General features: G+C 69.9%; 13 protein-coding genes. 6 read left to right on the top strand and 7 right to left on the bottom strand.

Annotation, left to right across the window (positions count from 1 at the left end; translation table 11 throughout):
* Nucleotide 1 precedes the first annotated feature (1 nt).
* The 7 genes from GBN72_RS04365 to GBN72_RS04340 form a co-directional block, all read right to left on the bottom strand.
* On the bottom strand, nucleotides 2-1,129 hold the full coding sequence (locus GBN72_RS04365) for a YcaO-like family protein (RefSeq protein ID WP_151770262.1): 1,128 nt from the start codon (nucleotides 1,127-1,129) through the stop codon (nucleotides 2-4).
* An 86-nt stretch (nucleotides 1,130-1,215) separates the two neighbouring features.
* Nucleotides 1,216-1,890, bottom strand: a complete 675-nt coding sequence (locus tag GBN72_RS04360) for an aKG-HExxH-type peptide beta-hydroxylase (protein WP_246212246.1) — start codon at nucleotides 1,888-1,890, stop codon at nucleotides 1,216-1,218.
* Nucleotides 1,891-2,368: 478 nt separating this feature from the next.
* On the bottom strand, nucleotides 2,369-2,527 hold the full coding sequence (locus GBN72_RS33975; RefSeq protein WP_164540365.1) for a hypothetical protein: 159 nt from the start codon (nucleotides 2,525-2,527) through the stop codon (nucleotides 2,369-2,371).
* A gap of 596 nt (nucleotides 2,528-3,123) precedes the next feature.
* Nucleotides 3,124-4,584: a family 43 glycosylhydrolase gene (locus tag GBN72_RS04355; RefSeq protein ID WP_151770260.1), complete on the bottom strand. Its 1,461-nt coding sequence runs from the start codon at nucleotides 4,582-4,584 to the stop codon at nucleotides 3,124-3,126.
* Between the two features lie 383 nt (nucleotides 4,585-4,967).
* Nucleotides 4,968-5,114 carry a hypothetical protein gene (locus tag GBN72_RS35815; RefSeq protein ID WP_164540362.1) on the bottom strand — a complete coding sequence of 49 codons (147 nt, stop codon included), beginning with the start codon at nucleotides 5,112-5,114 and terminating at the stop codon, nucleotides 4,968-4,970.
* 87 nt (nucleotides 5,115-5,201) lie between these two features.
* Nucleotides 5,202-6,776 carry an MDR family MFS transporter gene (locus GBN72_RS04345; RefSeq protein WP_174887086.1) on the bottom strand — a complete coding sequence of 525 codons (1,575 nt, stop codon included), beginning with the start codon at nucleotides 6,774-6,776 and terminating at the stop codon, nucleotides 5,202-5,204.
* 159 nt (nucleotides 6,777-6,935) lie between these two features.
* Complete coding sequence (locus GBN72_RS04340; protein WP_151770257.1) at nucleotides 6,936-7,604, bottom strand: TetR/AcrR family transcriptional regulator; 669 nt, start codon at nucleotides 7,602-7,604, stop codon at nucleotides 6,936-6,938.
* 574 nt (nucleotides 7,605-8,178) lie between these two features.
* Here GBN72_RS04340 and GBN72_RS04335 point away from each other — a divergent pair.
* The 6 genes from GBN72_RS04335 (at nucleotide 8,179) to GBN72_RS04305 (ending at nucleotide 14,303) form a co-directional block, all read left to right on the top strand.
* Nucleotides 8,179-8,772, top strand: coding sequence for a tellurite resistance TerB family protein (locus GBN72_RS04335; protein ID WP_151770256.1), 594 nt, complete (start codon nucleotides 8,179-8,181; stop codon nucleotides 8,770-8,772).
* Nucleotides 8,773-8,912: 140 nt separating this feature from the next.
* Entirely contained in the window at nucleotides 8,913-9,182 is a 270-nt protein-coding gene (locus tag GBN72_RS04330) for a hypothetical protein (RefSeq protein WP_151770255.1), read from the top strand.
* A gap of 13 nt (nucleotides 9,183-9,195) precedes the next feature.
* Nucleotides 9,196-10,437, top strand: a complete 1,242-nt coding sequence (locus tag GBN72_RS04325) for a HEAT repeat domain-containing protein (RefSeq protein WP_151770254.1) — start codon at nucleotides 9,196-9,198, stop codon at nucleotides 10,435-10,437.
* 467 nt (nucleotides 10,438-10,904) lie between these two features.
* Entirely contained in the window at nucleotides 10,905-11,399 is a 495-nt protein-coding gene (locus GBN72_RS04315) for a hypothetical protein (RefSeq protein WP_151770253.1), read from the top strand.
* Nucleotides 11,400-11,428: 29 nt separating this feature from the next.
* Nucleotides 11,429-13,720, top strand: a complete 2,292-nt coding sequence (locus tag GBN72_RS04310; RefSeq protein ID WP_151770252.1) for a DUF6571 family protein — start codon at nucleotides 11,429-11,431, stop codon at nucleotides 13,718-13,720.
* Between the two features lie 82 nt (nucleotides 13,721-13,802).
* On the top strand, nucleotides 13,803-14,303 hold the full coding sequence (locus GBN72_RS04305) for a hypothetical protein (protein WP_151770251.1): 501 nt from the start codon (nucleotides 13,803-13,805) through the stop codon (nucleotides 14,301-14,303).
* Nucleotide 14,304 lies beyond the last annotated feature (1 nt).

Below are 14,304 nucleotides of genomic sequence, written 5' to 3'. Positions count from 1 at the left end.
CTCAGCCGAAGGGGTGTGGTGGAGTCCCGGGGGCGGTGCGGCTGGGCAAGGGCCGGGCGCCGGGGGCGACGAGACGCACCACGGACAGGTCCTCGGTGCGCGGGGGTCCGGCGGCGGAGTCGACCGCGATCACGTCCAGGCCGGTGTACTCGCTCAGCACGGTCACCGGGTCGGGGGAGCCCGGGCCGGGGTTCTCGACGGAACCGGGACCCCCCGCCCCGGTCGCGTGGCCGGGGCCGCCTTGCCAGTGGCTCAAGGCGTCCTGGTGGTGGAAGGCCCACAGCGCGTGCTCCACCGCACCGCGCGGCCGGCCGGCGTCCTCCAGACGTCGGCGGGCGCGGTCCGCGGCAGCGGTTCCCATGCTCCAGCGCACCATCAGCGCTTCGAAGGCCGCCTTCGTCAGTGTCGTCGTCCTTGCATCGGCGGGGCCGCAGCTCGCGCCGAAACTCTGCCGGCGCCCGTCGTCGGTGTGCAGGCAGACCACGGCCACGCACACCTGTTGCGGCGCGGGCGGCAGCAGCACGGTGGCGCTCAGCCGCTCGCGCATCAGCAGTGACGTCAGACCGGTCTGCAGTTCGTCCGGCCCGGACAACGCGTCATGCACTGAGGGGCGGTGGTCCTGCGGGGCGCACCAGCTGCGCCGGATCAGTTCACGCTCGAGGATCTCCCAGGCGGCGTGGGCCGTGGCGGACTCCCGCCGGGGGTGCGCGGCGACACCGGTGGAACCTGCCCGGACGGTGGCGGTGCAGCCCGGTGGTGGGCGGTGCTGGAGGAACGCGGCTCCGGCGGGCACCCACACCTCGCGCCCCGCGCGCAAGGCTCGGCCCACGACCCAGAGCTGCCGAGCGGCCCTGGCGGCCACGGTGCCCCACACGGCCGGGTCGACGGCAGGGATCCCGAGGCGCCGCAGCTCTGTGTACGTGGCGGTCCGTGTCGTCCCGGTCGCGCCGGATTCGGCCTCCCGGCCAGTCAGGACGTTGCCCATGCGTTCCATGAGTTCACCACGGGCGCGCGCTGCGACGTCGGTGGCGCCTGCCCCCGCCGCACTGCCCACCAGGACCCGCATTCCGCCGCCGGCACCGGTGGAGCCGAACGCGTCGGAGCGGGCTGCCACACGGGCGAAGACCACCGCTTCACTGTCCGGGTACGGCCGGAAGATGTCGGGCGTCCATGGCGGCGCGACGCGCGGCCCGTACGCCGCGGGCGGGATGACGGTCACAGGCCACGCCCCGACGCCGTAGGTGACGTGCGGGACGGTGGTGCGACATCGGCCGGGCGGCGGGTCTCCTCTTCGACGAGCAGGTCGCGCGCCTCGGCCAGGACGCTACGCCCGTCGTGGGTCAACGACTTCATGTGCTGTCCCAGCGTGCCGATGCCCTGGCGCGCACCGGCCACGAGCTTGGCGTGCCGGCGACACACCGCCGCGGCGAGAGAGCCGTTGCCGTCGTTCTCGCACGCGCTCTCCAGCGCTCTGCGATACAGCATCACCTGGCGAACCAGGACCACGGTCTGCTGGAAGAGTCCGGAGAGCGGCCGGGGGTCGGGGCGCAAGGGTGTGTCCACCGGTGCCACCTCGTCGGCGGCATGGTGGAGGAACCGTGTCATCAGGGCCGCCGCATTGCACCGCGTGTGCGTTCCCTCGTGGACCAGGGCGTCCGCCAGGCGTAACCAGCCGGGCAGGCCTCCGGGCCGTGAGGTGAGCCGCCTGGCGTTGATGAACACGGCGCCGTGGACGGTGAAGTCGGTGAACCCCTCGATACCCCGTCCACGCAGCAACGCGATCTGCGTCACGCCGACGCGCAGTTCGTCGAGCATCTCCGGCCACAGCGCGGCGAACTTCCCGGACGCCTCGACGAAGACCTGCCTGTCACCGGCGGTCCATTCCGTCACCGTGCAGTCGGCTCGGGGAGGGGACTGCGGGGCGGGAGGAGCCGGCCTCGGCGGCAGGGAAGCCAGCGCTCGAGCGACGGCTTCCCGGAGATGGGTCTCGGGCTCTGCCAGTTCAACTTCCCACGGCGGACCAGCGGTTCGACCGGGAGACACCGGGACGCGACGGAGCCGTTCCGCCATCCGAGGAACCCGGCCGGGGGCCGTCTCGGCGCGTCGGCGCAACTGCTGAGCCTGGGTGGCCAGTGCCTTGACAGCAGGATGGGCGGGCACGGCGCAGGAGAGACCTGCGGTGCGCAGGGTGGCACGGGTGGCCTCCCATACCGCGGCTTCGGCGTGGCGGGCAGCCACGGCATCAGGTGTCACACGCAAGGTTCCGACTCTCCCTCTGTACCGATCGACGACGGACAGATGCGCGGCGGGCCATCAGGCAGACAGCCCGCCGCACACCCTCGTGCACGACGCGGGAGTTCCGGCCCGGTCAGTCGTCGTCGTCTCCGATGTCGATCATCAGGGCGAGCTCGGGGAGTTCCTCGGTGACCTGCTCGATCTCGTGGTCCATGCCACACCTCCCTTCGGGCCTGTGCGGCCCCGACCCGAAGCGGTCGGGTATCCGTCGGACAGCCCAGGAGCTACCCATCGGACGGCCGCCCATGTGGGACCCATCGTTGAGCGAGCGCTATCCGGTCACCGGCGATCCGTCCGATACCGCGCAGTGATGCGGGGGCATGCAGATGCGGGTGATTCACATGCTCATGGCAACGCCGTGCTTCGTCGCCCAGGCAGCCTGCCGGGCGCCCGTGCGGCAGTAGTCAGCGTGACTGAACGGGCCAAGGGCTGCTCGGCGCACGGACGTGATGATTGACCGGTTCTGCATCAGTTCGACATGGAACGTGCGTGAACGATGCGTCCTGGGAGGCGTCAGTCGCTCTCCGGGGTGCCCGGGGTTCGCGTCGCCGGGCGCACCCGATGTCGGCAGCGCGTTGACGACTGCCTCCATCAGGGCGGTGCGCTGTTCCGGCGGCACCAACGTGAGCCCTCCGAATGGTGGGGACGGCACGGAACCGGAGGGGGCGGTGTACGGTCACGCCACGAGACTGAGCACTGAACACTGAGCACTGAGCCGACTGCGGCCCGGCGAGCAGGAGGAGCTCGGCGAGGTACCCGGCCGACCGGCTGCGCCCCTGGCAGGCCGAGGAAGTGGTGCGCCTCCCGCCTCCGGAGAACCCAGGTGACTCACTGCGTGTAGAACGTGGCGTCGGCCCGGTCGGTTGCCGTGCTGAGGGCCTGCACCCGCAGCAGCTGGTCGAAGTGGCGGATGTAACGGCCGGGAAAGTTGGACGACTCGTAGGAGACGCCGGCGGAATCGGCGAGTCCGGACCGTGCCGACCAGGACGCGTCGCCGCGGAACACGGCCGTGCCGTCGTTCTTCTCCACCCACACCTCGAAGTTCCGGTGGCGCAGGAAGTAGCCCGGGAAATTGGCCGACTCCAGGGAGACGGTGCCACCGCCGGCGAGTCCGGTGACGACACGGAACTGCGAGTCGGCCAACGGGCTGACGTTCGCGTCGGTCCTCGCGCGGAACTCCCAGTGGCGTATGAAACGGTCGGGCAGGTTGTACGAGGAGAGCCGGACCGGGGTCACTCCGTCGGCGACCGGTATCCCGAAGTCCGGTGTGCCGTCGGCCTTCCAGTAGAACTTCTGGACGCGAGTACGGCGGTTGGGATCGTTGAGGGGGTCACCGTTGATGTCCCGGTAGCCACGATCGTGGTAGACGAGGATGTCCGACTTTCCGTCCTCGGAGACCGTGAACTGGTTGTGCCCGGGGCCGTACTGGCCGGTGGCGGCGTTGCTCGCGAAGACCGGGCCCGCGCTCTTGGTCCACGACGACGCCTTCGTCAGATCGGCGGAGGCGGACGCCGTCAACATGCCCATGCAGTAGTTGGCGTCCGTGGCGCTGGCCGAGAAGGTCATGAACACCTTGCCGCCGCGCTGGATCACGGCCGGGCCTTCGTTCACCGTCTGGCCTCCCGCGGTCTCCCACGAAGCGGTCGGCCGGCTGAGCATGACCGGCGCACCCGTAATGGTCCACGGGTTGGACATCCGCGCCAGGTAGAGGTTGGTGCCCGCGCCGACCGCCGGGTCGTTCTGTGCCCAGGCAAGGTAGCGGGTGCCGTTCACGGCGAACGTCGTCGCGTCCAGCGAGAAGGTGTCGAGGGGCAGGGCGATCCGGCCCTTCTCCGTCCACGTCCCGGTGACCGGGTTCGCGGCGGCGCACTCCAAGACGTACGGCCGGATCTTCCACACGTCGTTCGCGTCGCCGGCGGCGAAGTAGACATACCACTTGCCGTCGACGAAGTGGAGTTCGGGCGCCCAGATGTGGGATCCCATCGTGCCGCCGGCGTGCTTGGTCCACACGGTCGTCTCGGTGGCCGAGGACAGCCCCTGGATGGTGGTGGCACGGCGCAGCACGATCCGGTCGTACGCCGGCACGGTGGCGGTGAAGTAGTAGTAGCCATCGGTGTGCTTGTTGATGTGCGGATCGGCCCGTTGCTCAACGAGGGTGTTCCGGTACGTCACCCCCGGCGACGCCGGCGCCGCGGCGTGGGCCGTGCCGGCCGAGGGGCCAGCAAGGGTGGCGACGGCGGAGCCGGCGATGACACCGAGGGCTGAACGGCGGGTAAGGCCAGGTCTCACAACTACTCCCTTGCGGGCCGGGGATACGGGCGCCGGACGTTCACACACTGTCGATGCACCGAGCACGGTTCGCAGCCTCGGCGAGAGGCTAGGTTCCGCAGATCACGTCGTCAACGTCATCGGTCGACATCCGGCCCTCGACAGTGGCAGCACGCGCCGCCGGCCGCCGTGGCGCGCCGACATTCCGGTAGAGGGGCCCGGCGCCGGACCGACGAGGCGTTGCCCGCCCGCCTCGGTCCGGTGATCCGCTCGTCGGTGACGAAGGTGACCCCCGCAGTCTGACCGGCCGACGAAGGCCCCTGACAGCCAGGCGTAGACCCTTCCCCCGCGGTTCGGATCCCACGCCGACGAGCCGTCGCCGGCCTCAGCAACGAGTGCCGGCTTCACCCTCGGAGCAGCGAGCGGTCCAGCGACTGGAGCACCCGACACATGGACCATCCCTTGCCCACGGCGACGGCGACGGCGACGGCGACGGCGACGGCGACGGCGACGGCGACGGCGACCAGGTGCTCGGGAAGTTCGCCGGGCACCCAGGCTCTGCCGGCGCGGGCCGACGGTGAAACGGGGACGGGGCCACCCGCGTGTGCGGGTGGCCCCGTGTACAGGGCGTGGCGCCGTCAGCCGGCGTGGACCTTGCCGGGCGTCGGCGCGGCCGGTCCGTCGCCGGCCTCCTCCGCCAGTCGCTCCAGACCGCTGGTGGTCTTCAGCGGCTTCTCCTTGATGAACACGACGGCGATCAGGGCGAGGAACGCGAACGGGGTGGCAATCAGGAAGAGGTCTGCGGTGGCGACGCCGTAGGCGTGCTCCACGATCTCCCGCATCGGTGCGGGCAGGGTGCTGATGTCCGGGACGCTGTGCCCGCCACCGCCCGAGCCCTCTGCTGCCCCTGCGGGGACACCGGCGTTCTGCAGTCCCTTGGTCATCTCGTCGGCGACCCGGTTGGCGAGGATCGCGCCGAGGACGGAGGTGCCGATGGTGCCGCCCATGCTGCGGAAGAAGGACAGCACGGAGGTCGCGGCACCCAGCTCGGCCGCGGGGACATCGTTCTGCGCGGCGAGCACCAGGTTCTGCATCAGCATGCCGACGCCGACACCGAGGACGGCCATGTAGAGGCTGAGCAGCCCGAAGTGGGTGTCTGCGTCGATGAGGGAGAGCATGGCGAGGCCGGCGGTCATGACGACCGCGCCGGCCACCAGGTAGCCCTTCCACTTGCCGGTGCGGCTGATGAGCTGCCCGGCGACGGTGGACGACACCAGCAGGCCCAGGATCATCGGCAGGCTCATCAGGCCCGCGACGGTCGGCGACTTGCCGAGGGACACCTGGAAGTACTGCGAGAGGAAGACGGTACCGCCGAACATCGCGACGCCGACCAGAAGGCTGGCGACGGTGGTCAGGGTGACCGTGCGGTTCCGGAAGATGTCGAGCGGGATCACCGGCTCGGCGGCACGGGCCTCGACGAGGACCGCCAGGGCCAGCAGCACGACGCCTCCGGCGACGAGCGCGGCGGTCTGCCAGGACGCCCAGTCGAACTGGTTGCCGGCCAGCGAGACCCAGATGAGGAGCGCGCAGACACCGGCGACGATGAGGAACGCGCCGAGCCAGTCGATCTTCGCCTCGCGCGTGACCGTGGGCAGCTTCAGTGTGCGCTGCAGCAGGAGGATGGCGAGCAGGGCGAAGGGCACACCGATGAAGAAGCACCAGCGCCAGCCGAGCCAGTCGGTGTCGACCAGCACACCGCCGATGAGCGGTCCGGCGACGGTGCCGACAGCGAAGACGGCACCGAAGATGCCGGAGTACTTGCCGAGGTCCCGGGGCGGGATCACGGCGGCCATGACGACCTGCGCGAGTGCGGTCAGACCGCCCGCGCCGATGCCCTGCACGACCCGGCTGAAGATCAGCGGCGTCGTGTCGTGGGAGAAGCCCGCCAGGAGCGAACCGATCACGAACATGAGCAGGGACAGCTGGAGCAGCAGCTTCTTGTTGAACAGGTCGGACAGCTTGCCCCACAAGGGCACCGTCGCGGTCATGGCCAGCAGTTCGGCGGTGACGACCCAGGTGTAGGAGGACTGGCTGGCGCCGAGGTCGGTGATGATCGTGGGCAGCGCGTTGGAGACGACGGTGCCCGCGAGGATGGCGACGAACATGCCGGCCATCAGGCCGTACATCGCCTGGAGTATCTGCCGTTGGGTCATCGCGGTGGGCGGCGCGCCTGCGGGCGCCTGGGGTGAGGTCACGACATCTCTTTCGAAGGTGGCGTTGGTCGGTGGTCCGCGCGGCCGGGCAGGACGGTGCGGCCCGGGCACGCGGTTCGGGTTGAGGGGGCGGCGGGGGCCGTGGCGGGGCGGGGTGCGCTAGGCGGGCGGGGCCGGCAGTCCGGCGGCCAGGAGCGCGAACACCTCACGGAACACGTCGCGGAAGACGCGCTCCTCCGGGCGGGCGCACCAGTGCTCGGCGCTGACGCGCAGGGCGGTGACCGCCACCGCGGCCAGCAGCCTCGGGTAGAGGTCCAGTTCCTTGCGCCGGTCCTCGTCGGACGCGGCCGGTGCGGTGGGACCGGGCCGCGCGCCGCCCGGGCGGATCCTTTCGGCGATGGCCTCGGCCAGTTCGGTCTCGTCCGCCAGGTGGGCGCCGAGGAGGCGCACCAGCAGATGTGGGGCCGCCCGGAGCACCTCGGCGTGCAGCAGCCACAGCTCATGCTGCTGCTCGGCCTCCGCCAGCTCCGCCGTCAGGGCGTCCCGCAGCGCTTCCAGCGGAGTGAGGCCGGGCGGCGCGTCGAGCAGCTTTCGCCGCACTCGCGCGCCGCTCTCGGCGTCGGTCATGACGAACACGTCGTCGCGCGACTCGAAGTAGTTGAAGAACGTCCGCACCGACACACCGGCCGCCGCGCTGATCGCCTCGACGGTCACCTTCTCCGCCCCCTGCTCGGCAGCCAGTCGCACGGCAGCCTCGGTCAGGGCGGCACGTGTCGCCTTCTTCTTCCGCTCGCGCAGCCCACTGCTTGCGGCGCTCTTCTCCGACATATTTGCATGGTATGCAAATATGCACACCATGCAAAATCTGCCCCCGTACGACTTCCGCCCGGGCGGCCTCCCGGACCCCGTAGCACTTCGGAACTCCTTCGCCAGGGCCGACCCGACCTCGACAAATGAGCCCGAGCATCCCTGCTCCCCGGTCCCCGCTCCGCTCTCCGCTCTCCGCTCTCCGCTCTCCGCGCCGGGGAAGCGGGCCGCGTCGACCTGATCCCGGCCGCTGTCCGGCGCCGCCTCGCCACTGTGCCCGGTGTTGGGCGGCTCCGTACGGGGTCAGCCGCGCCGGCAGAACAGGGCACAGGCCGGCCCGGCCCGGCCCGACCCCGGAACGTTCGGCCCCGACGGAAGGACCGGCCGCCGACAGGAGGTAACCCCGGAGAGCGCAGGGCTACGAGGTCCAGGGCTGCCGATGGCCGGGTCGGCAGGGAGCCGCCGGGTGAGCGCATCGGGTGCGAGCACGGGATGGAGGAGGGTTTACGGAACCTTTGCCTGGGGCCGGGCGTTGGGAAAGTGTGCGCGCGTGAGCGGGCACGCCTTGAAGCTGACGAATACCGAGGTGACGGCGATGGCAGTGTGGGACCGGCTCAAGGACCAGGCCAAGGCTCTGCAGCAGGGTCAGGCGGGGCGTGGTGCGACCGGCGGACACGGCGCGACCGGCGGGCACGGCGCGACCGGCGCGACCGGCGGGCACGCCGGTGGGGCGAGGTCCGGCGGGGGCGGCAAGGCCCAACTGATCGGCCTGTTCAAGACGCAGCTCGGTTCGCTGAAGAACGAGCTGAAGAGCGGGGCGTACCGGGACGCGAGCATGGCCATGTGCGCCTTGGTCGCGGCGGCCGACGGGCACGTGGACCCGGCTGAGCGCCAGCAGGTCGAATCGATGATCCTGAGCAACGACGTGCTGCAGAACTTCCCGCCGGAGCAGCTGCGCCAGCGCTTCGGCAAGCACGTGGACCAGCTGACGCGAAACTTCCAGCACGGCAAGGCGGAGGCGCTGCAGGAGATCGCCAAGACCGCCAAGAAGCCCACCGAGGCCCGGGCCGTCATCCAGACCGGCATGGTCGTCGCCGGCGCGGACGGCCACTTCTCCCACCCCGAGGCGGAGGTCCTGCGCGAGGCCTGCGCGGCACTGGGGCTGTCCCCGGCCGAATTCCAGCTCTGACCCCTGGGCGGCCCTGCGCCAGTCCGTACGGCCGGGTCGGCGCATGTCCCCGCCCGGGATCCGGGGCTGCCTCCTCGAAAGGCTACGGGCGCCATTCCTGCTGGTGGGCGAGGTAAGTCCTGTCCCCAGAGGACCGCAACGTGGCGATGCTCTTCGGCCCCCCGCTCGCCGGCGCCAAGGACCCCGCCAGCGACATCCACCAGGACCTGGACGGGGTGAACCTCGCGACCGACGACTGGTTCGCCCCGTCCAACCCCGGACCACGCGCGAGCCCCCGACCGCGGAATCCTTTGTGCCCGCGCCACCGTGACGCGCCCGCCACAGGCATTGAAGCGGTACTCGGCGCGTTGTCCGGTCACCGGGCACCGGCTGCCGAGGCGGCCGACCGACCGGTTGTCGGTCCCGTGTGAGACCTTGCGGCACATGACGGAGATCAGCACACCTCTGGCCGGCCTGGACGCCATCGACTGGTCGGAACTGGAGCACGCGTACGGACCCGCCGAAGACGTCCCCGCGCAGCTGCGCGACCTGTGCTCCGAAGACGCCGAAGCACGCGGCAAGGCGCTGCACGCCCTGTACGGCAACATCTTCCATCAGGGCAGCCGCTACAAAGCCACCGCCGCAGCGGTCCCCTTCATCGCCCGCATGGCGGCGGACGTCTCGCTGCCCGACCGCCACGAGTATCTGACGATGCTGGCGGCGCTCGCCATCGGCTACGACGAGAGCCACCTGCCCGCCGGCCTAGACGTCCAGGGCTGGCGGAGCGAGCTCGAGGAATTCCGGGCGCGGGCCCCGGAGGAGATGCGTGCCGAGTACGACGCCTGGGTGGAGGCCGCGTCGGACGAGGGCGACCGCCGGGTGCGCGAGATGCGGCGCGACATGTTCGACCATGAGCGGCACCTCGAGGCCGCGGAGGCCGAACTGGCAGCCTACGACGCGGTCCGGGGCCAGGTCCCCACCCTGTTGCCCCTGCTGGCCGACGTCGATCCGGCCGTACGCGCCGCGACCGCCTACCTGGTCGCGTGGTTCCCCGAGGAGGCCCCGGATGCGCTGCTGCGACTGCTGGACGTCCTCGACGCCGAGCCCGAGCCGGCGGTGCTGGCCACCGCGCTGGTGGCTGCAGGGCTCCTGGGCGACGCCTCGCTCGTGGACCGGCTGACCTCGTTCCTCACGGCCGACGAGCCCATCGTGCGGTGGGCCGCGGCGATCGCCCTCGCCCGGCTGATCGCCACGGGCGCCGAGTGCACCGAGAGCGTCGACGTGCTCGCCGAGCTGGCTGCGGCCCAGGCGGAGCCGCCCGAGGCCGGGGTCCCGTTCCACGGGAGTGACCTGCGAGGTTACGCCGCGAGCTCGCTCACCCTGCTGGCCGACCGGTACCCGGACGAAGCCCTGGACGCCGTGACCGACGGTCTGTCCGCGACCTCCGGCCCGGCCACCTTCCCGGTCGCCGAGGCGGCCCTGAAACTGGCCTTCGGAGAGCCCGCACCGAACGGCCTCCCCGCGTTCGACGAACTGACCGAGCGACAGCAGCGGTTGATCCACACCCTCGCCTCACTGGGCCCGGACACCTGGAGGTGGGCGAATTTCTGGTCGATCGTCCAAGCGTGGCGCCTGCCCCAGCAGCGCGAGGAGATGCGCGCCTACGCCGGGCTGCCGCACGAGTGACCGCGCGGCCGGCGACCGCCGGCCGCAGGGCAGTGACAGTCGGCCGAGTCGATCACGTTGCCCTCCATGTCACTGAGGTGGAAGCAGGGGCTGTTGTCCCGCACAGTGACCGACTCGGGCCGATGGTCCACCCGGAACGGTGCGTCCCTGCGGAGGGTCACCAGCGAACCGTCCGCCAGCTCCAGGCGAACCAGATGCCAGCGCACATGCGCGAAGTTCTGCAGCCGGCGCCGCCCCACCGGTCCGTCATTCGCCCTCTGGTCCCCTTCTGCCGCTGCCAACCGGACCCACTCGTCCAGCTCGACGTCCGCAGGCGCGACCGTCCGGGATGAGGCCGGAAAATGCGCAACTGACATCGTCGGGTCCGCGTCTCGCAAAGAGTCCGCGCAGAAAGCCTGTAGACCTGTTCGAGTGGCTACCATCAGCGCGGTCGGCCGTAGATGCGCCCCGGGGGAAGGAGCAGGACGGTGGCATGGGAAGAGTGGGACCAGCTCAAGGGCGAAGCGCTGGAGCGCCAGCAGGGCATGCAGCTCAACCAGTATCCGGCCGATGCCGGGCCGGGCGGAGCGCCCCCGTTGCCCAGCGAGACCGGTGACCTCAAGGTCACGCAACAGGACCTGGCCAAGATCGGCAGTCACGCCCACACCCTCCACAACCAGTTGTGGGACCGGGCCAGGCTCGACAACACCAGTGTCGGCAAAGCTGCGGGTGACCTGAGCACCCAGGGCTTCGCCCTGGGCTCCGGGCTGCAAGAGGTGTACAACCAGTGGTCCAAGCAGCTGGACTCGGTTCTCGACGCCTGTGCCCAGATCTCCAACCACATGCAGGTCACCAAGAAAATCCATGCCGGGGACGAGGCGTACATCTACCGGCAGATGAGCAGCATCGACACTCTGGACGCCGGCTTCGACGAGCGGTCCGGCCCGCCCGGCAGTCAGAATCCGATCTACGGCGACAAGTAGAAATAACCACGTCACGGGGGCGACCGACGATGGATCTCGACGCACTGCGATTCGCCAACTTCAAACTCCTTGATGAGGCGGTCGAGGACTGGGACTTGATCGTGCGCAGCCTCAAGGAGCTGGCCGAGGATGCCGACAAGGGCCTGCACCAAGCGGCCACCAAGGCCAACTGGGCCGGCGAGAACCACAAGGTCACCAAGGCCTTCATCTACAAGACGTCAGGCGAGATCCAGGACGCGCACACGCAGGCCAAGTCCATACACGCCATTCTGAGCGACACGGCCGCAGAGCTCCGGTCCAGTCAAACGAAGCTGAAGACCGCGATGGACAACGGCCTGAAGAAGAACCTGACCGTGATGGACACCGGGAACGGCACATTCACCGTCACCATGAACATCCATCCCGACCGGGCCGCGGAGGGATACACGCCGCCTTCCCACAGCCAGAGTGACGTGACCGCGCTGTGCAAGGAGGTCACGGACATCCTCACCGCTGCCACGGAGAGCGACAACTCCGCGAGCAAGGTCCTCAGCGCACTCGCCAAGCAGACCACCTACGGCTTCTCCGACGGGACCTACAAGGACCGTGACGCCGCCGCTGCGGCCCTGAAGGAGGCCGAGGAACTCGCCGCCATCGCGAAGAAGAAGCCGACCGACCTCACCACTGCCGACATCGACCGGCTCAACAAGAGCCTCGCCCAGTACTCCGACGACCCGCTCTTCGCCGAACGGTTCACCACCTCGCTCGGCCCCAAGGGACTGATGGACTTCTGGACCGGTCTCCACGACACCAACCAGACCGGCATGCTGCTGTACGAACGTGAGGACAAGCTCGACGACCTGCAGCGCAACCTCGGCATGACGCTGGCGGAGGCCACCCAGAGCCAGTCGGCCGACATGGCGTCCTGGAAGGGCCGCATGGTTGCCATGGGTGACGACTTCGTCGGCTCAGGCCGTCAGTACATGGGCTACCAGGTCATGGGAAACCTGCTGCGCACGGGCGACTACGACGACGATTTCCTGAAGAGCTACGGCACCGCCCTGATGCGGACCGAGCGCGAGCGGTCCGGGAACGGCGACGAGCCCGAGTTGGCGTGGGCGCACGTCGGTGACGGCCCGTGGCTCAACCACCTCGGCGAGGAGAGCGGCCGCGACCCGCTCTCCGGCTACCTCAAAGCCCTTTCCAACAGCCCCGACGCGGCGACCGACTTCTTCCACCAGGAGTTCGTCTCCAAGGAGGACTCCCCCTTCGAGAAGGAGGGCGAGAACGGCAAGAAGAGCAACGTCGCGCTCTCCAACTTCGACTACATCTTCGGGGAGCGGTGGCCCGAGGAAAGCACCGACAACAAGGAGATCGTCGGCGCCAGGAACAACCTGGGTCTGGCCCTGGAGGCCGCGATCACCGGCCATCCGGCGGGCGAGCTACCCATGGCCTCGGAGGCTCCTCCGCACACCGCCGACCAGGCACGCCTGATGGAGAAAATGGTCACCTCCATTGCCGAGAAGCCCGAGCTGCTCACCAACCACCAGGTCATGGGCGACAGCATCGGGCAGATCACCTCGGAGTACCTGCCGGACATCAACCGCGCGGTCGCCAGCGACTCGGACGGGGACGTCAACGCGCTCTTCCCTGTCGCGGGCACGGCCGCCGACCTCAAGCACGCGGACGTGGCGGCGCTCATGGTCTCCGTGGGCCAGAACCCGGAGGGCTACGCGGCCATCGAGGTGGCAAACAAGGCGTACATGGCCAACCTGATGGACTACCACTTGAATCCGGACACTCCGCCGGAGTACTCCAAGAATCTCGTACAGACCGTCACGAACATCGCGGAGGGTTCCGGTCAGATATCGGGCATGCTCACGGTCGGCCAGCAGGAGGCCATCGTGGGCCCCGCCCACCAGAAGGCCGAGGACTTCAAGAACTCGGTGGACGTGTGGAAGGGCGTGACCAGCGGGGTGATCGGTACGGGCATCGGGGTCGGCACCTCGTTCGCCGCCACCCCGGCCGTCGGCGCGGTGGCCGGAGGCGCCGCGGGCACCCTCAGCGGGGCGATCCTGGAGATGTTCTTCCAGCAGTTCGAGCCGACCGACATGGAGGAGGCCGGTCCGAAGTCGGGCGCGGCGTGGGCGGACGGCATGGAGAAGAACTCCGCCTACACGGAGAAGGCCGCGGAACTCGCCGCCCAGGCGCACCACCGCAAGGACCTCCAGGATGCGGGCATCGACGAGACCGCCCGCACGGCCTCGCAGCAGGGGTTCAGGAACGGGGGCACCGACGTCCTCTTCATGGCACCCCATCTCAAGACCGAGGTGGAGGGCTGACCCTTCCCGCAGGCCTCCTCCTTCTTCCGACCACGCCGTACCGAAGGGCTTCCCCGTGTACCGCTCCACCGTCCTCTCCGCAGTGAACGTTCTTCTCGGCGCCCTCGCCCTCACAGGTTGCTCCGGCGGGGGCGAGGAGGAGCGGGCATACGACATTCCGGGCGCTCTGTGCGGGATACCGCTCGACGCCGGGCTCGTGGAGCCCTTCCTGCCCGGCGGCAAGACCCTCACCACGAAGGAGTCGGCTCCGAACGGCGGCACCAAACGGTGCGACGTGCTCATCGACGGCGACATCGTTCTGCGCCAGACCCGTACCTGGTGGGCCCGGGGAGAGTCCGCCTCGTCGGTGGCGGCCGGCTACTTGGGGGTGCAAGGCGCCAAAGTCTCCGCCGACTCCCGCTTCGTCCACTCGGGCACCGGCGGAGTCGGGAAGACCTCCTCCTGCACCTCCGACGATCACCCCCGGCAGAACCTGTACACCGTCATCCATGCACTGGCGCCCGACCAGGAGGATCCGGTCGCCATGGAGGCATTGATCGCCGCGTTCACCGCAGCGGTCGAGGACTCCGAGGACTGCAACTGAC

It is taken from the genome of Streptomyces abyssomicinicus, from assembly GCF_008974245.1.
In the GTDB taxonomy this organism is placed as follows: Bacteria; Actinomycetota; Actinomycetes; order Streptomycetales; family Streptomycetaceae; genus Streptomyces; species Streptomyces abyssomicinicus.
This window is presented reverse-complemented; position numbering and strand designations above follow the sequence as displayed.

What these genes read in the sequence shown, in the direction of transcription:
- GBN72_RS04335 (WP_151770256.1), top strand. Translation starts at nt 8,179, where the DNA reads ATGGCAGTGTGGGACCGGCTCAAGGACCAGGCCAAGGCTCTGCAGCAG.
- GBN72_RS04340 (WP_151770257.1), bottom strand. Translation starts at nt 7,604, where the DNA reads ATGTCGGAGAAGAGCGCCGCAAGCAGTGGGCTGCGCGAGCGGAAGAAG.
- GBN72_RS04310 (WP_151770252.1), top strand. Translation starts at nt 11,429, where the DNA reads ATGGATCTCGACGCACTGCGATTCGCCAACTTCAAACTCCTTGATGAG.
- GBN72_RS04345 (WP_174887086.1), bottom strand. Translation starts at nt 6,776, where the DNA reads ATGACCCAACGGCAGATACTCCAGGCGATGTACGGCCTGATGGCCGGC.
- GBN72_RS33975 (WP_164540365.1), bottom strand. Translation starts at nt 2,527, where the DNA reads ATGGGTAGCTCCTGGGCTGTCCGACGGATACCCGACCGCTTCGGGTCG.
- GBN72_RS04325 (WP_151770254.1), top strand. Translation starts at nt 9,196, where the DNA reads ATGACGGAGATCAGCACACCTCTGGCCGGCCTGGACGCCATCGACTGG.